Genomic DNA, 15693 nt, shown 5'->3' with positions numbered 1-15693 from the left:
CCCATGAGGTTGAGAGCAGTACTTTTCGACATGGACGGCACCCTGCTCGACACGGCGCCGGACTTCATCGCCGTGATCCAGGCCATGCGCGCCGATCGCGACCTGCCGCCGGCCGATGAGGTCCTGGTGCGCAACGTCGTCTCCGGCGGTGCGCAGGCGATGATCATGACCGCCTTCGGCATCGATCCTTCTGCCCGCGATTTCGAGCCGTTGCGCCTGGAATTCCTCGAACGCTACCAGGAGCACTGCGCGGTCCTCACCCGCCCCTACGAGGGCATGGCCGAACTGCTCGCCGACATCGAGCGGGCCCGCCTGCTCTGGGGAGTGGTGACCAACAAGCCGCTGCGCTTCGCCGAGCCGATCATGCAGCGCCTGGGTTTCGCGGAACGCTCGTCGATCCTGATCTGCCCCGACCACGTCAAGCGCAGCAAGCCCGATCCCGAGCCCATGCTGCTGGCCTGCAGCCGCCTCGACCTGGAGCCGGCCAGCGTGCTGTTCGTCGGCGACGACCTGCGCGACATCGAATCCGGCCGTGCTGCCGGCACCCGCACCGCCGCGGTGCGCTACGGATACATCCACCCGGACGACAACCCCGGTCACTGGGGCGCCGACGTGGTGGTGGAGCATCCGCTGGAACTGCGCCAGGTGCTCGAACGGGCGCTGTGCTCCTGCTGAGCCGCCCCACAGAATCCGTACCGCCACCTTTGCGGGTTCCCGGACTGCTGCCTGGAACCCTCGACGAACAGAGAGGTTAGCGATGTTTGACTATTCCGCCCGTCCCGACCTGTTGAAAGACCGGGTCATCCTAGTCACCGGCGCCGGACGCGGCATCGGTGCCGCCGCCGCCAGGACCTTCGCCGCCCACGGCGCCACCGTGCTGCTGCTGGGCAAGACCGAGGAGAACCTCAACCGGGTCTACGACGAGATCGAGGCCGCCGGCCATCCGCAGCCGGTGGTGATTCCCTTCAACCTGGAAACCGCCCTGCCGCACCAGTACGACGAACTGGCGGCGACCATCGAGACCGAGTTCGGCCGCCTCGACGGCCTGCTGCATAACGCCTCCATCCTAGGCCCGCGCACGCCGCTGGAGCAGCTCTCGGGCGACAACTTCATGCGGGTCATGCAGGTCAACGTGAACGCCATGTTCATGCTCACCAGTACCCTGCTGCCGCTGCTCAAGCTGTCCGAGGACGCCTCGGTGGTGTTCACCTCCAGCAGCGTCGGCCGCAAGGGCCGCGCCTACTGGGGCGCCTACGCGGTGTCGAAGTTCGCCACCGAAGGGCTGATGCAGGTACTCGCCGACGAGGTCGACGGTACCTGCTCGGTGCGCGCCAACAGCGTCAACCCCGGCGCCACCCGCACCGACATGCGCGCCCAGGCCTATCCCGGCGAGAACCCGAGCAGCCGTCCGGCGCCGGAGAAGATCATGCCGGTCTATCTGTATCTGATGGGGCCTGACAGCAAGGGCGTGAACGGCAAGGCCTTCGACGCCCAGTGAGCGAGAGGGGCGAGACGCCAAGGCGGCTCGCCCCTTTCCGTTCTCAGGGTCGCGTGCGTCCGAAGCCCGGGCGCTGGCCTTCGCCGGCAGGAGCGCTGCGATGCTTGGCCGGGGCGGGCTTGCGGGCCGGACGTTCGCTCCGCTCGTTTTCCGCCCGCTCGCCGCGGGGCTTGCCCGGACGCGGCTTGCGGTTCACATCGCTCGGCCGCTCGGCGACCGGCGTGCCCTTGCCCCGCCCGCCGCGTGCGCCGCTCTCTTCCCGCGGCTGACGCGAACCGCCGCGCTTATCGGAAGGACGGCCATCGGTCGAGCGGCGCTCCGTCGGACGGCGATCCGCGGGGCGGCCATCCGCCGGGCGGCGTTCCGCAGGCGCCTCGTCGAGGGCCGGCCGCAGCACCCGCGCCGGCCGTTCGCTTCGGCTCAGCGGCTTGGACGCCTTGCGCTGCAGACGCTCGATCTTTTCGCGGAACTTCTCCTTCATCGCCGGCAACTGCACGGGCTCCAGCCCCACCTCGCGGCTGAGGATGTCCACCTCGGCCTGGGACATTTCGCGCCAGCGGCCCATGGGCAGGTCGGAAGTGATGAACACCGGCCCGAAGCGCACCCGCTTCAGCCGGCTCACCACTACGCCCTGGGTCTCCCACAGACGGCGCACCTCGCGGTTGCGGCCTTCCATCACCACGCAGTGGAACCAGTGGTTCAGACCCTCGCCGCCGGGCGCTTCCTTGATGTCGGTGAAGCGTGCCGGGCCATCTTCCAGCATCACCCCGTTCTTCAGGGTTTCCAGCATGTCCTCAGTGACCTCGCCGCGCACGCGCACGGCGTACTCGCGATCCATTTCGAACGAGGGATGCATCAGCCGGTTGGCCAGCTCGCCGTCGGTGGTGAACAGCAGCAGTCCGGTGGTATTGATGTCGAGGCGGCCGATGTTGATCCAGCGGCCTTCCTTCAGGCGCGGCAGGCGGTCGAAGATGGTCGGCCGTCCCTCCGGATCGTTGCGGGTGCAGATTTCGCCTTCCGGCTTGTTGTAGATCAGCACCCGGCGCACCGTCTCGGCGGCCGCCTCGCGCTTGAGCAGACGGCCGTCGAGGGCGATGGCATCGGCCGGCTCGACGCGCTGACCGAGGGTGGCGACCACGCCGTTGACCTTGACCCGGCCCTCGCCGATCCAGCTCTCGACTTCACGCCGCGAGCCGACGCCCATGCGCGCCAGCACCTTCTGCAGCTTCTCGCCATGGGCGATGTGTGGAGTGTTTTCTTCGTGTTCGGTCATCTGGGCACCTCCCGGTGTGACAGTTCCGATTGAATGGGGCGCGCATCATACGCGCATCGCCGAGCCGGCGCACGAACCGGTTGGCCCCCTGCCGGCCCCATCGGGCAGCCGGCAGGAAGCGGACGCCTGCGGACCGGCACGCTGCTCAGGGACGCCAGTAGATCTCCAGCGGGGAATGCAGAAAGGCGCGGATCGGCATCTGCATGGCGTCGTTGCCGGCCAGCGCCGCGCGCAGGGTCGCCAGCTTGGCCTCGCCCTCGATCGGCAGCAGCACCAGGCGCGCCGAGTCGAGCAGCGGCAGGGTCATGCTCAGGCGCTGGCTGGGCTCGCTCGGCGCCAGCATCGGCAAGCAGCGGCGCGGGCAGTCGTGGTCCAGGGCGGCGGCCAGGTTCGGGCTGCCGGGGAACAGCGACGCGGTGTGGCCATCCTCGCCCATGCCCAGCACCAGCACGTCGATCGGCATCGGCAGCAGTGCCAGTGCCTCGTTGGCCATGTGCGCCGCGGCCTCGAGGGAAACGGCCGGCTGGTACAGACCGATGAACTTCGCCCTGACCGCCTGCTCGCGCAGCAGGTGGCGGTGCACCAGGCCGGCGTTGCTCTGCGGATCGTCGGTCGGCACCCAGCGCTCGTCGGCCAGGCTGATCAGCACCTTGTCCCAGTCCAGCTCCTGCTCCGACAGGCGCTCGAAGAAGCGCGCCGGGCTGCGCCCGCCGGACACTACCAGGGTCGCCGTCCCGCGGGTGGAGATGGCCGCACGCAGGGCCTGGGCCACGTGCTCGGCCATCGCCAGGGCATGGCGCTCGGCATCCGCCAGACTGTGGGCGATCACGCCGGAAGGCATTTCGATTTCATAGATCGCCATATCGGACTCCATTCTCCGTCATTGGGTCTTGCAGGCTTTACATTTGGTTTTCACGTCATAAAAGAACAGATAGGGGTTCCATCCCACGCATTCAAGAAGAAATGTTGTTATATGACTACATGGTAGTCCGGCGTCGGTTGTCGCCGTGCTCGCAGGCCCCTCTTCTAAAGAGACATGGACGACATGAGAAATCTCCTTGAGCAGATCCGCCAGCGCCTCGACGACCTGAACAAGGCCGAGCGCAAGGTGGCCGAGATCATCCTGCAGGACCCGCAGCAGGCGACCGGCTGCAGCATCGCGGCCCTGGCCCAGGCGGCCGGAGTCAGCGAGCCGACCGTCAATCGCTTCTGCCGCACCCTCAACGTCAGCGGCTATCCGGCCCTGAAACTGCAGCTGGCGCAGAGCCTGGTCGGCGGCGCCGCCTACGTGAGCCAAGCGGTGGAGGCCGACGACCGGCCCGAGGCCTATGTGCGCAAGATCTTCGGCAGCACCATCGCCTCGCTGGAGAGCACCTGCAAGACGCTCGATCCGCAGCTCATCGACAAGGCCGTCGACCTGCTGACCCAGGCCCGGCAGATCCACTTCTTCGGCCTCGGCGCCTCCGCCTCGGTGGCCCTGGACGCGCAGTACAAGTTCTTCCGCTTCAACTTGGCGGTGGCCGCCCAGAGCGACGTGCTGATGCAGCGCATGCTCGCCTCGGTGGCCCACACCGGCGATCTGTTCGTGATCATCTCCTACACCGGGCGCACCCGCGAGCTGGTGGAGGTGGCGCGCCTCGCCCGCGGCAACGGCGCTTCGGTGCTCGGTCTGACCGCCGCCGACTCGCCGCTGGCCCGCGCCTGCACCCTCAGCCTGAACCTGCCGCTGCGCGAGGACACCGACATCTACATGCCGATGACCTCGCGGATCATCCAGTTGGCCGTGCTCGACGTGCTGGCCGCCGGGGTCACCCTGCGCCGCGGCGTGGACTTCCGGCCGCACCTGCGCAAGATCAAGGAAAGCCTGGCGCAGACCCGCTACCCGGCCGACGACGACGTGGCCGAGGAATGAGCTCCGCCTAGCGCAGGCCCATCTCCAGGGCCAGGCCGGCGCCGAGCAGGCCGGGCTGCTCGGCCGTCACCAGCCACACCGGGATGCCGTCCAGATAGCGGCTCATCACCCCCTTGTCGGCGAAGCAGCGGGCAAAGCCGCTGGCCTGCAGAAAACCGGGAAAGCACGGCAGCATGCCACCGGCGAGATAGACCCCGCCGCGCGCGCCTAGGGTCAGCAGGTGGTTGCCGGCGACCCGCCCGAGCCAGCAGCAGAACTGCTCCAGCGCGGCCGCCGCCGGGGCGTCCCCGGCCAGCGCCGCCCGGCTGACCGCAGCGGCCGACTCCAGCTCCGGCGCCAGTCCGTCGAGCCGGCAGCCGACCCGGTAGAGCCGCAGCAGCCCGGCGCCGCTGAGCACGCTCTCGGCGCTGACGTGGCCGAGCTCGCGGCGCATCTCCTGCCACAGCGCCACCTCGCGGTCCGTGCCGAGCGGCAGATCGACGTGGCCGCCCTCGCCCGGCAGGGCACGCCAGCCCCCCGCTCCGTCCGGCAACAGGGCGCTGACGCCGAGCCCGGTGCCCGGGCCGATCACCAGGCAGGGCCGCCCAGCCTCGCCCTGACCCGCGCAGACCGGCAGCAGTTCGCTCTCCGGCAGACGGGTCACGCCCAGGGCCATGGCCACGAAGTCGTTGATCAGCAGCAGCTGGCGCAGCCCCAGCCGGCTCAGAAAGGCCGCCCGGCTGATCTGCCAGCGATTGTTGGTGAAGCGGAACGGATCGCTCTCGACCGGACCGGCGCAGGCCAGGCAGACCTGCTCCAGCGCCAGGGGCTCCAGTCCCTGGCCGACCAGATAGTCCAGGATCGCCTCTTCCGGCCCGGCGAAGCGGGCGGTCTCGAGCACCTGCGGCATCTCCAGGCGGCCGTCGCGCCAGAGGGCGAAGCGGGCATGGGTGCCGCCGATGTCGCCAACCAGCGCCAGGCTCATTTCAGCGACTTGAGATGGTCGGTGAACACGCAGGCGCCTTCTTCCGCCGAGCTGAACGCCTCGCGCATGAAGGCGAAGAGTTCCCGCCCGGTGCCCAGGCCGCCCTCTCCCGGCGCCGGCTCATTGTCCCGCGCCGCCCACTCGATGGGGTCGACCAGCACCTGCAGCTCGCCGCGCTCGCCGTCGACGCGGACCGGGTCGCCGTCGCGCACCAGCGCCAGCGGGCCGCCCTCGTGGGCCTCGGGACAGACGTGGATGGCCGCGGGAATCTTGCCGGAGGCCCCGGACATGCGCCCGTCGGTGACCAGCGCGACCTTGTAGCCGCGGTCCTGCAGCAGGCCCAGATAGGGGGTGAGCTTGTGCAGCTCCGGCATGCCGTTGGCCTTGGGTCCCTGGAAGCGCACCACCGCCACGAAGTCGCGCTCCAGCTCGCCGGCCTGGAAGGCGGCGGCCAGCTCGGCCTGGCTGGCGAACACCCGGGCCGGCGCCTCCACCACCCGGTGCTCCGGCGCCACGGCCGAAACCTTCATCACCCCGCGCCCGAGATTGCCCTTCATCATGCGCAGGCCGCCCTCCGCCGAGAACGGCCGGGCCAGCGGCCGCAGGACGCTCTCGTCGAGGCTCTCGCGCACGCCCTCGCGCCAGACCAGCCGGCCGTCCTCAAGGAAGGGCTCCTGGGTGTAGCGCGACAGCCCCCGGCCCATCACGGTGTTCACGTCCTCGTGCAGCAGCCCCCCGGCGAGCAGCTCGCGGATCAGGAAGGAGGTGCCGCCGGCGGCATGGAAGCGGTTCACGTCGTCCTGTCCGTTGGGGTAGACCCTGGCGATCAGCGGCACCACCTCGGACAGGTCGGCCATGTCCTGCCAGGTCAGGCGGATACCGGCGGCCTGGGCCATGGCCGGCAGGTGCAGGGTGTGGTTGGTCGAGCCGCCGGTGGCGAGCAGCGCCACCACCGAATTGATCACCGCCTTCTCGTCGAACAGCTCGCACAGCGGCCGGTACTCACCTGCCTGGCGGGTCAGCCGGGTGACCTGCTTCGCCGCCTCGCGGGTCAGGGCGTCGCGCAGCGGCGTGTAGGGGTTGACGAAGGAGGCGCCGGGCAGGTGCAGGCCGATCACCTCCATCAGCATCTGGTTGGTGTTGGCGGTGCCGTAGAAGGTGCAGGTACCGGGCGCGTGGTAGGACTTCATCTCCGAGTCGAGCAGTTCCTCGCGGCTGGCCTTGCCTTCGGCGTAGCGCTGGCGGGTCTCGGCCTTCTCCTTGTTGGAAATGCCCGAGGGCATCGGCCCGCCCGGCACGAAGACGAACGGCAGATGGCCGAAGCGCAGCGCACCGATCACCAGGCCGGGGACGATCTTGTCGCAGATCCCCAGGCACAACGCGGCGTCGAACATGTTGTGGGACAGCGCCACCGCCGTGGCCATGGCGATCACGTCGCGGCTGGCCAGGCTCAGTTCCATGCCCGCCTCTCCCTGGGTGACGCCGTCGCACATGGCCGGCACCCCGCCGGCGAACTGGCCGACCGAGCCGACCTCGTGCAGCGCCTCCTTGATGATCGGCGGGAAGTGCTGGTACGGCTGGTGCGCCGAGAGCATGTCGTTGTAGGCCGAGACGATGGCCACATCGGCCTGGTTCGGCAGGCGCAGGCTCTGCTTGTCGCCGGCCTCGCAGCCGGCCACGCCGTGGGCGAAGTTGGCGCAGGGCAGCTTGCTGCGCTGCGGGCCCTGGCTGGCCGAGCCGCGCATCAGCCGCAGGTAGTGCTCACGGGTGGGACGGCTGCGCTCGATCAGCCGCTGGGTGACTTCTAGAACACGGGGATGCATCGCGGACTCCTGGCGGGTCGATGGGCAACCGGCGCGTCCTCGCCAGGGGCCGAAGCCGCTCTGCGCACGGACGCGGGTCGCGAACGAATTCGCTTCTACAAGGATATTACAGCCACAGCCGAAGGCGACCCGCACCTCAGGGTTCGCGCTCGTCCCCTTCGTCGCCGGACGGCTCGTCGGATTCGGCTTCCGCCTCGCGCAGGAGGTCGTCGAAGTCGGTCTTGAGCCCCTGCTCCATGGCGTCCAGCTCCGCCAGCAGGGTACGGAAGCTGGTCTGCTCGGCCGGCTCGGCGGCCGCCTCCTCCAGCCCGGCGGCATCGGCGCGGGCCTGCAGGTCGGCCGGCACCGGGCGGTCGTCGTCGAGCGGCGCCGGCTCGGGCTCCATCTCGCGCAGGACGGCCAGAGGCGGCAGCTCGTCGAGGCTCTTCAGATTGAAGTGGTCGAGGAAGGTCCGGGTGGTGGCGAGCATCGCCGGCCGTCCGGGCACCTCGCGATAGCCGACCACGCGGACCCACTCGCGCTCCTGCAGGGTACGGATGATGTTGCTGTTCACCGCCACCCCGCGCACCTCCTCGATCTCGCCGCGGGTGATCGGCTGGCGGTAGGCGATCAGCGCCAGGGTCTCCAGCAGGGCCCGCGAGTAGCGCTGCGGCCGCTCCTCCCAGAGCCGCCCGACCCAGGGGGCGAAGCGCTCGCGCACCTGCAGGCGGTAGCCGGAGGCGACCTCCTTCAGCTCGAAGGCGCGTCCCTGGCAGGAGCGCCCGAGGATCGCCAGGGCATCGCGCAGTTGCCCCGGTTCCGGCCGCCCGTCCTCCTCGAACAGCTCAGCCAGGCGCTCCAGGGACAGCGGCCGACCGGCAGCGAGCAGATAGGCCTCCAGCAGTACGGCCAGCTCGGCCGGATCGTTCAGGTTCATGGGCTCGTCTCTTCCAGGGACTCACTCGTGCGGATGCGGACGTGGATGGGAGCGAAGGGCTCGGTCTGGACCAGCTCGACCAGCGACTCCTTGATCAGCTCGAGCACCGCCATGAAGGTGACCACCACGCCGAGGCGCCCTTCCTCCACCGAGAAGAGCACGACGAAGGGCACGAAGGCGCCTCCCTTGAGGCGCTCCAGCACCTCGCTCATGCGCTCGCGGGTGGACAGCGCCTCGCGGGTTACCTGGTGGCTCTCGAACAGGTCGGCGCGGCGCAGCACCTCGGCCATGGACAGCAGCAGCTCCTCCAGACTGACCTCCGGCAGCAGCCTGCGCGCCCGCGCCGCCGGCGCTTCCAGGCAGGGCACGGTCAGCTCGCGGCCGATCCGCGGCAACCCGTCGAGGTCCTCGGCGGCGGCCTTGAACCGCTCGTACTCCTGCAGCCGGCGGATCAGCTCGGCGCGCGGGTCATCCTCCTCGGTCTCCGCCTCGCCCGAACGCGGCAGCAGCATGCGCGACTTGATCTCGGCGAGCATCGCGGCCATCACCAGGTACTCGGCCGCCAGCTCCAGGCGGGCGACCTTCATCAGCTCGACGTAGCCCATGTACTGGCGAGTGATCTCGGCCACCGGGATATCGAGGATGTCGATGTTCTGCTTGCGGATCAGATAGAGCAGCAGGTCGAGCGGCCCCTCGAAGGCCTCGAGGAACACCTCCAGCGCGTCCGGGGGGATGTACAGATCCTGCGGCAGCTCGGTCAGGGCCTCGCCGTAGACCAGGGCGAACGACAGTTGCCGGGGTTCGCCGGCTGCGTCGGAAGGGGCGGCTTGCTCGTCCTGCATGGGGCCTCTGCGCCTTTGGGAAGGTGTCCGTCGCTACGCCGGCCGGCTCAGGCGGGCTCGGTGAAGGGGGCCGGATCGCCGCAACCGATGCGCAGGATCCGCGGCTCGCCGTCGGCCAGGTTGATCACGGTCGAGGCCTCCAGGCCGCCGCCACCGCCATCGACGATCAGATCCACCTGGCGCTCGAAGTGCCGGCGCATCTCCTCGGGATCGCTCATCGGCAGCTTCTCGCCGGGCAGGATCAGGCTCGAGCTCAGCAGCGGCTCGCCCAGCTCGGCCAGCAGGGCCTGGGCGATGGGATGCGCGGGAATGCGCAGGCCGACCGTGCGGCGCTTGGGATGCATCATGATCCGCGGCACTTCGCGGGTGGCGTTGAGGATGAAGGTGTAGGGGCCGGGGGTCCAGGTCTTGAGCAGGCGGAAGGCCGCGGTGTCGACCTTGGCGAACAGGCTGAGCTGGGACAGGCCGCAGCAGGCCAGGGTGAAGTTGTGCTTGTCGTCCAGCTGGCGCAGGCGGCGGATGCGCTCCAGCGCCGCCTTGTCGCCCAGCCGGCAGCCGAGGGCGTAGGAGGAATCGGTCGGGTAGATGATCACCCCGCCGCTGCGGACGATCTCCGCCGCCTGCTTGATCAGGCGCGGCTGCGGATTTTCCGGATGGATCTGGAAGAACTGGCTCACGGTGACTCCCTGTTCAGATGGCGGCAGCGTGCCGGCCATGATCGAAGCGCGCCCAAAGGTAGGGCAGGTCGGCCGGCGGCTCCCGGTAGAGGCCGAGCTCGGACCAGTCGCCGGGGCCGTGGAAATCGCTGCCGGCGGTGACCAGCAGACCGAACTCGCGGGCCAGGACGACCAGGCTGCCGACCTGCTCGGCCGGCTGCATGCCGTTGCTGACCTCAAGCGCGTGCCCGCCGGCGCGGATGAAGTCGGCGATCAGCCGGCGGCGCTTGCTGCGGGTGAATTCGTATTGCAGGGGATGCGCCAGGCTGATCCAGGCTCCCGCCGCGCGCAGGGTCGACACTGCCTGCTCGAGACTCGGCCAGTGCTGCTTGACGTCGCCCAGCTTGCCGTTGCCCAGCCACTTGCGGAAAGCCTCGGCGCGGTCGCGGACATGCCCGGCGCGCACCAGGAATTCGGCGAAATGTGGCCGCGCGGGCGCGTTCTCGCCGCTGCCGCCCAGCTCCAGCTGCACCGCCCGGGCACCCTCCAGGGCGCCTGCCATACCCTTGCGCGCCAGCTTGTCGGCGATCTCCCCGGCGCGCCGCCAGCGCCCGTCGTGCAGCTCGGCGATGGCCTGGAGCAGGGCCGGCGCATCGGTGGTGAAGGCGTAGCCGAGCACATGCACGGTGGCGCCGTTCCACAGCGCGGACAGCTCGATGCCGTTGATCAGCTCGAGCCCCAGGCCGGTGGCCGCTGCCCGCGCCTCATCGAGGCCCTCGAGGGTGTCGTGGTCGGTCAGCGCCAGCAGCCGGACCCCCTGCCCGGCGGCGCGCGCCACCACTCCGGCGGGAGTCAGCGCACCGTCGGAAGCGGTACTGTGGCAATGCAGATCGACCTTCATGCGCCCGGCTTTCCCCATCATTCAGGTTTGTTATTATGCCGGCACATCCCGCTTCTGGCTGCCAAAGTGAAACAATTCATCGATTTCATTCCGCTGATCCTGTTTTTCATCGTCTACAAGCTGGAACCCAGGGCCATGGAGCTGGCCGGCCAGACCTTCATCCTCGGCGGGATCTTCAGCGCCACCGCGGTGCTGATCCTCGCTTCCCTGGTGGTCTACGGCGCCCTGTTCCTGGCCCAGCGCAGACTGGAGAAGGGCCAGTGGCTGACGCTGATCGCCTGCCTGGTGTTCGGCGGCATGACCCTGACCTTCCACAGCGAGACCTTCCTCAAGTGGAAGGCGCCGGTGGTCAACTGGCTGTTCGCCCTGGGTTTCGCGGCCAGCCATTTCGTCGGCGACCGTCCGCTGATCCAGCGCATCATGGGCCATGCTGTCACGCTGCCACAACCGCTCTGGACCCGCCTGAACCTGGCCTGGATCGCCTTCTTCATCTTCAGCGGCTGCGCCAACCTGTTCGTCGCCTTCACCTTCCACAAGTTCTGGGTCGACTTCAAAGTCTTCGGCAGCCTCGGCATGACCGTGCTGTTCCTGATCGGCCAGGGCCTGTTCCTCGCCCGCCACATGCGCGACGCCGATCCCCAACCGTCTTCCGCCAAACCCAAGGACTGAAATGTTCTACGCCATCATCGCCACCGATACGGAAAATTCCCTGGAAAAACGCCTGGCCGCCCGCCCGGCCCATCTGCAGCGCCTGCAGCAGCTGAAAGACGAAGGCCGTCTGCTGCTGGCCGGCCCGCACCCTGCCGTGGACAGCCCGGATCCCGGTCCGGCCGGCTTCTCCGGCAGCCTGATCGTCGCCGAATTCGAATCCCTGGCCGCCGCCCGCAGCTGGGCCGAGGCCGACCCCTATCGCGCCGCTGGCGTGTACGCCGACGTCCATGTCAAGCCGTTCAACAAGACCCTGCCCTGACGACCGATGAGCGATCTTCTGCTGATCGACGACGACCGGGAGCTGTGCGAGCTGCTCGGCAGCTGGCTGACCCAGGAAGGCTTCCAGGTCCGCGCCTGCCATGACGGCCACAGCGCTCTCGCCGCTCTGGCCGAGCACACGCCCGGCGCAGTGGTGCTCGACGTCATGCTGCCCGACGGCAGCGGCCTGGAACTGCTCAAGCAGCTGCGCAGCGACTATCCGGAACTGCCGGTGCTGATGCTCTCGGCCCGAGGCGAGCCGCTGGATCGCATCCTCGGCCTGGAACTCGGCGCCGACGACTATCTGGCCAAGCCCTGCGACCCCCGGGAGCTGACCGCCCGCCTGCGTGCCGTGCTGCGCCGCAGCCAGACGCCGAACACCTCCGGCCAGCTGGAACTGGGCGATCTGTGCTTCAGCACGGCGCGCGGCGTGGTCAGCATCGGCGACCACGAGATCGCCCTGACCGTCTCCGAGAGCCGACTGCTCGAAGCCCTGCTGCGCCAGCCGGGGGAACCGCTGGACAAGCAGACCCTGGCCCAGTTGGCCCTCGGCCGCAAGCTGACCCTCTACGACCGCAGCCTGGACATGCACGTCAGCAACCTGCGCAAGAAGCTGGGCCCGCATCCGGACGGCAGTCCGCGCATCCTCGCCCTGCGCGGCCGCGGCTACTACTACAGCGCCTGAATAGCGTACCCGGCTGCCTTTACCATGCCTTTACTTTGCCCTGACTACAGCTGACATTAGTCTTCCCTAGAATGTACTCATCCGGCACACAGCCGGTTCCCTGCTAGGAGATACATCATGCGCAAGACCCTTTCCATGCTGTTGCTGGCCGCTACCCTGCCCGTCGCGGCTTTCGCCGGGCCGCAGTCCCCTTCGGGCGAGATGCCCATGGAATGCCATCACGGCGACATGGGTGCCGGACACGGCGGCATGGGCGAATTCAAGCTGAGCCCCGAGCAGCGCAAGGCGATCGGCGAAGCCCGGCGCACCGCGATGCAGGAACGGCGCGAGATCAACCAGCGCTATCTGGACAAGCTGTCCGAATCGGACAAGAAAGCCATGCAGGCGGAACTCAAGGCCAGCACCGACAAGGCGGAAAAGGTCTTCCAGGACCAGCTGACCCCGGAGCAGCGCAAGTCCTTCGAGGAGTTCCGCAAGCAGCGTGAAGAGCGCCGCACCGAATGGCAGGAATTCCAGAAGTGGAAGGCCGACAAGGAAGCGAAGGGCCAGTAACCCCCGCGGGCTCCGCAGGCCGATCCGCGCAGCACGGCGATCGGCCCGCGCCCTGAGGCACCGGCAGCCTCCACGGCCTGTATCATGCGCCGCCCGACTCCTGCGACGAAAACACCATGCGCTCACTCTTCTGGCGAGTCCTGGCGGCGTTCTGGCTGGCCCTGGCGATGGTTGCCGGCCTTTCCCTGCTGCTCGGCCACGCCCTCAACAACGATGCCTGGATCATCGCCCGTCATCCGGGCATGAGGCACCTGGCGGCACACTGGACCGAGCTCCATGAGTCGGGCCAGGACGAGGCCGCCCAGGCCCTGCTCGACAGGCAGCGCCACGACTACCATCTCTTCGTCCAAGTTCAGGACGAAAACGGTCAGCGACTGTCGGAGAGCACCGTCAAGCCCCATCGGCCGCCGTCAGAGCCCCCACCGCACTTCGACAGACACCCGCCGCGCTTTCCCGGACGCCAGTTGAGCCAGGAGTACCACAGCCCCGGCAGCGACCAGAACTACCTGTTCATCTACCGCATCCCCCATGGCGAGCTGCTGAAATGGCGGCAGGACAGCCTGCTCTGGCCGATCAGCGCCCTGCTCATCGCCCTGGTGGTGCTGACCCTGTTCAGCCTGCTGCTGACCCTGTCGATCACCCGCCCGCTGAATCGCCTGCGCAGTGCCGTGCACGACCTGGGACGCACCCGCTACCAGCGCGACAGCCTGGCCCGTCTGAGCAACCGGCGAGACGAACTGGGTACCTTGGCGCGCGACTTCAACCGCATGGGCGCGCGCCTGCAGGATCTGATCGACAGCCAGCGACAGCTGCTGCGCGACGTTTCCCACGAGCTGCGCTCGCCGCTGGCACGCCTGCGCATCGCCCTGGCCCTCGCCGAACGCGCCGACGCCAGCGAGCGCGCCCGGCTGTGGCCGCGGCTGACCCTGGAGTGCGATCGTCTGGAGGCCCTGATCGGTGAGATCCTCGCCCTGGCGCGCCTGGACAACGAGCCGGGCGCCGCCCGTCCGGTGGACCTGGGCGAACTGATCGAACGGCTGCGCCGCGACAGCGCCCTGAGCGCACCGGGCCAGGAGATCGACTGCGACGTGCAGCCGGGACTGACGCTGTCCGGCTGGCCGGACATGCTGGAGCGGGCGCTGGACAACCTACTGCGCAATGCCCTGCGCTTCAGCCCACCCGGCCAGCCGGTGGAGGTCCGCGCCAGAAGCGACGGCCAGCGACTGCGGCTCAGCGTCCGCGACCATGGCCCAGGGGTGGCGTCGGAGCATCTGGCCCGCCTCGGCGAACCCTTCTACCGGGCTCCCGACCAGAGCACCCAGGGACATGGACTGGGCCTGGCCATCGCCAGGCGTGCGGCGGAACGCCATGGCGGCCGGCTGGAGCTGGCCAATCCCCCGGACGGCGGTTTCGTCGCCACCCTGGATCTGCCGCTGGCCCGTCCGCTCTCCGCCTGAGGCCCCGGAGGCTCAGGCGCCCCAGGCGCCGACGAAATCCTGCAGATCCGGCCGCGGCGGCGTCCGCGGCTCACCTGCGGGAGCCCCCAGATAGAGGAAACCGACGATCCGCTCGTTCTCCCCCAGGCCGAGACCGGCCTTGATCAGCGGATGATAGGCCAGGTCTCCGGTACGCCAGATCGCCCCGATCCCCTGAGCATGGGCGGCCAGCAGGATGGCGTGGGCGGCGCAGCCGGCGCTCAGCAGCTGCTCCTCTTCCGGAACCTTGGGCTGGGCCCTCAGACTGGCGATCACCACCACCAGCAGGGGCGCCCGCAGCGGCATGGCGCGGGCCTTTTCCAGGGCTTCCGGGCGGGCCTTCGGGTGATCGGCCGCCACCGCCCGGGCGAACAATTCGCCGAGCCGCTCCCGAGCCGCTCCCTCCACCGTCAGAAAGCGCCAGGGGCGCAGCTGGGCATGATCCGGCGCGCGCAGGGCTGCGACGAACAGCCGCTCGCGCTGCTCCGGAGTCGGTGCGGGCTCCTGGAGACGGGGGACGGAAACACGGTTGAGCAGAGCGTCGAGCGCCTCCATGGGCACCTCCTGGACGGAAAAAGCGCATTCTACGCCGGAGACGCCGGCCACAGGTCCAACGCGAGCCGGCCATCTTCCTCGCCCGATGCTCCAGCGAAGCTCAGGCCACCCGCTCCGGTGCCAGATCGGGCTGCAACGGCGGCGTCAGCGGCGGCAGGCCGTAGGCGGCGCATGCCGCATCGCAGTGGGAATTGGCCTCGCCGTTGTGCCAGGAAGCCTCGAATTCGCGACAGGTGCTGGAGCGTTGCGCATAGAGCGTGCAACGCACGCCACAACCCACCTCCCCCAGCAGGCCGACGCAACGCACCGGACGGCTGTCGGTAACGCGCATGGCCACCAGATGCGGGCTGACCTGCACGACCAGATCGTCCGGCACCCGCCCCGCCGGAGGAGGTGCACTCGCCCCAGAAGAAAGACACACGAAAATGCGCGCAGCAGGCACCGCACGTCATACGAGGATTCTGATTGGACATGATCCGAGAACTACCGAGAAACCGGCACGGGCTGGCACCCAGGCCGCGAAAACGCCGGCAGGAAAGCCGGAAGACCGGATTCGCATCGCCTCCCCAGGCAAGCCGCAACACTCTATTCGCCCTATTCGCCGCCAAGGCCTTGTAAAGGGGTATCGACAACCTATTCAGCGGATTTCCAACAATTTGCCGTTCCGTTTCG

General features: G+C 68.9%; 17 protein-coding genes and 1 pseudogene. 8 read left to right on the top strand and 10 right to left on the bottom strand.

Going from position 1 to position 15693, the window contains the following annotated elements:
• Nucleotides 1-3 precede the first annotated feature (3 nt).
• Together mupP and ACFOJE_RS04260 are read left to right on the top strand one after the other, a co-directional pair.
• Nucleotides 4-675 carry an N-acetylmuramic acid 6-phosphate phosphatase MupP gene (mupP, locus tag ACFOJE_RS04265; RefSeq protein WP_377813033.1) on the top strand — a complete coding sequence of 224 codons (672 nt, stop codon included), beginning with the start codon at nt 4-6 and terminating at the stop codon, nt 673-675.
• 82 nt (nt 676-757) lie between these two features.
• Nucleotides 758-1498 carry a YciK family oxidoreductase gene (locus tag ACFOJE_RS04260; protein WP_377813032.1) on the top strand — a complete coding sequence of 247 codons (741 nt, stop codon included), beginning with the start codon at nt 758-760 and terminating at the stop codon, nt 1496-1498.
• A 43-nt stretch (nt 1499-1541) separates the two neighbouring features.
• Here ACFOJE_RS04260 and rluB read toward each other — a convergent pair whose 3' ends face one another.
• Nucleotides 1542-2771, bottom strand: a complete 1230-nt coding sequence (gene rluB, locus ACFOJE_RS04255; RefSeq protein ID WP_377813031.1) for a 23S rRNA pseudouridine(2605) synthase RluB — start codon at nt 2769-2771, stop codon at nt 1542-1544.
• A 145-nt stretch (nt 2772-2916) separates the two neighbouring features.
• Nucleotides 2917-3633 (bottom strand): 6-phosphogluconolactonase, encoded by a 717-nt coding sequence (pgl, locus tag ACFOJE_RS04250; protein ID WP_377813030.1) that lies wholly within the window; start codon nt 3631-3633, stop codon nt 2917-2919.
• Between the two features lie 174 nt (nt 3634-3807).
• Here pgl and ACFOJE_RS04245 point away from each other — a divergent pair, with 174 nt between their 5' ends.
• Nucleotides 3808-4683, top strand: coding sequence for a MurR/RpiR family transcriptional regulator (locus ACFOJE_RS04245; RefSeq protein WP_377813029.1), 876 nt, complete (start codon nt 3808-3810; stop codon nt 4681-4683).
• Between the two features lie 7 nt (nt 4684-4690).
• Here the strand turns inward: ACFOJE_RS04245 and ACFOJE_RS04240 are convergent, their stop codons facing one another.
• From ACFOJE_RS04240 to ACFOJE_RS04215, 6 genes are all read right to left on the bottom strand, one after another.
• On the bottom strand, nt 4691-5647 hold the full coding sequence (locus tag ACFOJE_RS04240) for a glucokinase (RefSeq protein ID WP_377813028.1): 957 nt from the start codon (nt 5645-5647) through the stop codon (nt 4691-4693).
• The gene (gene edd, locus ACFOJE_RS04235; protein WP_377813027.1) at nt 5644-7470 is read right to left on the bottom strand and encodes a phosphogluconate dehydratase; all 1827 of its coding nucleotides are present in this window, start codon (nt 7468-7470) and stop codon (nt 5644-5646) included. Before edd ends, ACFOJE_RS04240 begins: the two co-directional genes overlap by 4 nt.
• A gap of 136 nt (nt 7471-7606) precedes the next feature.
• On the bottom strand, nt 7607-8386 hold the full coding sequence (scpB, locus tag ACFOJE_RS04230) for an SMC-Scp complex subunit ScpB (protein ID WP_377813026.1): 780 nt from the start codon (nt 8384-8386) through the stop codon (nt 7607-7609).
• Complete coding sequence (locus tag ACFOJE_RS04225; protein ID WP_377813025.1) at nt 8383-9228, bottom strand: segregation and condensation protein A; 846 nt, start codon at nt 9226-9228, stop codon at nt 8383-8385. Before ACFOJE_RS04225 ends, scpB begins: the two co-directional genes overlap by 4 nt.
• A gap of 47 nt (nt 9229-9275) precedes the next feature.
• Nucleotides 9276-9905: an L-threonylcarbamoyladenylate synthase gene (locus tag ACFOJE_RS04220; RefSeq protein WP_377813024.1), complete on the bottom strand. Its 630-nt coding sequence runs from the start codon at nt 9903-9905 to the stop codon at nt 9276-9278.
• Nucleotides 9906-9918: 13 nt separating this feature from the next.
• Entirely contained in the window at nt 9919-10785 is an 867-nt protein-coding gene (locus ACFOJE_RS04215; protein WP_377813023.1) for a PHP domain-containing protein, read from the bottom strand.
• Between the two features lie 66 nt (nt 10786-10851).
• Between ACFOJE_RS04215 and ACFOJE_RS04210 the strand changes: the two genes are divergently transcribed.
• From ACFOJE_RS04210 to ACFOJE_RS04190, 5 genes are all read left to right on the top strand, one after another.
• Nucleotides 10852-11454 (top strand): septation protein A, encoded by a 603-nt coding sequence (locus tag ACFOJE_RS04210; protein WP_377813022.1) that lies wholly within the window; start codon nt 10852-10854, stop codon nt 11452-11454.
• Between the two features lies 1 nt (nt 11455).
• Nucleotides 11456-11755 (top strand): YciI family protein, encoded by a 300-nt coding sequence (locus ACFOJE_RS04205; RefSeq protein ID WP_377813021.1) that lies wholly within the window; start codon nt 11456-11458, stop codon nt 11753-11755.
• A gap of 6 nt (nt 11756-11761) precedes the next feature.
• Nucleotides 11762-12439 (top strand): response regulator transcription factor, encoded by a 678-nt coding sequence (locus ACFOJE_RS04200; RefSeq protein ID WP_377813020.1) that lies wholly within the window; start codon nt 11762-11764, stop codon nt 12437-12439.
• A gap of 117 nt (nt 12440-12556) precedes the next feature.
• Entirely contained in the window at nt 12557-12991 is a 435-nt protein-coding gene (locus tag ACFOJE_RS04195; protein WP_377813019.1) for a hypothetical protein, read from the top strand.
• Between the two features lie 116 nt (nt 12992-13107).
• The gene (locus ACFOJE_RS04190) at nt 13108-14448 is read left to right on the top strand and encodes a sensor histidine kinase (protein WP_377813018.1); all 1341 of its coding nucleotides are present in this window, start codon (nt 13108-13110) and stop codon (nt 14446-14448) included.
• A gap of 12 nt (nt 14449-14460) precedes the next feature.
• Here the strand turns inward: ACFOJE_RS04190 and ACFOJE_RS04185 are convergent, their stop codons facing one another.
• Nucleotides 14461-15021, bottom strand: coding sequence for a nitroreductase family protein (locus ACFOJE_RS04185; RefSeq protein WP_377813017.1), 561 nt, complete (start codon nt 15019-15021; stop codon nt 14461-14463).
• 100 nt (nt 15022-15121) lie between these two features.
• A pseudogene (locus ACFOJE_RS04180) lies at nt 15122-15494 on the bottom strand (YkgJ family cysteine cluster protein).
• Nucleotides 15495-15693: the final 199 nt, after the last annotated feature.

This window comes from Azotobacter bryophylli, assembly GCF_042643485.1.
Taxonomy (GTDB): Bacteria; Pseudomonadota; Gammaproteobacteria; order Pseudomonadales; family Pseudomonadaceae; genus Azotobacter; species Azotobacter bryophylli.
This window is presented reverse-complemented; position numbering and strand designations above follow the sequence as displayed.

Bases quoted from the DNA above. Each gene is read 5' to 3' on its own strand.
- edd (WP_377813027.1), bottom strand. From the start codon at position 7,470: ATGCATCCCCGTGTTCTAGAAGTCACCCAGCGGCTGATCGAGCGCAGC.
- ACFOJE_RS04205 (WP_377813021.1), top strand. From the start codon at position 11,456: ATGTTCTACGCCATCATCGCCACCGATACGGAAAATTCCCTGGAAAAA.
- ACFOJE_RS04245 (WP_377813029.1), top strand. From the start codon at position 3,808: ATGGACGACATGAGAAATCTCCTTGAGCAGATCCGCCAGCGCCTCGAC.
- ACFOJE_RS04260 (WP_377813032.1), top strand. From the start codon at position 758: ATGTTTGACTATTCCGCCCGTCCCGACCTGTTGAAAGACCGGGTCATC.
- rluB (WP_377813031.1), bottom strand. From the start codon at position 2,771: ATGACCGAACACGAAGAAAACACTCCACACATCGCCCATGGCGAGAAG.
- ACFOJE_RS04215 (WP_377813023.1), bottom strand. From the start codon at position 10,785: ATGAAGGTCGATCTGCATTGCCACAGTACCGCTTCCGACGGTGCGCTG.
- ACFOJE_RS04200 (WP_377813020.1), top strand. From the start codon at position 11,762: ATGAGCGATCTTCTGCTGATCGACGACGACCGGGAGCTGTGCGAGCTG.
- mupP (WP_377813033.1), top strand. From the start codon at position 4: ATGAGGTTGAGAGCAGTACTTTTCGACATGGACGGCACCCTGCTCGAC.
- ACFOJE_RS04185 (WP_377813017.1), bottom strand. From the start codon at position 15,021: ATGGAGGCGCTCGACGCTCTGCTCAACCGTGTTTCCGTCCCCCGTCTC.
- ACFOJE_RS04240 (WP_377813028.1), bottom strand. From the start codon at position 5,647: ATGAGCCTGGCGCTGGTTGGCGACATCGGCGGCACCCATGCCCGCTTC.
- pgl (WP_377813030.1), bottom strand. From the start codon at position 3,633: ATGGCGATCTATGAAATCGAAATGCCTTCCGGCGTGATCGCCCACAGT.
- ACFOJE_RS04190 (WP_377813018.1), top strand. From the start codon at position 13,108: ATGCGCTCACTCTTCTGGCGAGTCCTGGCGGCGTTCTGGCTGGCCCTG.
- ACFOJE_RS04195 (WP_377813019.1), top strand. From the start codon at position 12,557: ATGCGCAAGACCCTTTCCATGCTGTTGCTGGCCGCTACCCTGCCCGTC.
- ACFOJE_RS04225 (WP_377813025.1), bottom strand. From the start codon at position 9,228: ATGCAGGACGAGCAAGCCGCCCCTTCCGACGCAGCCGGCGAACCCCGG.
- scpB (WP_377813026.1), bottom strand. From the start codon at position 8,386: ATGAACCTGAACGATCCGGCCGAGCTGGCCGTACTGCTGGAGGCCTAT.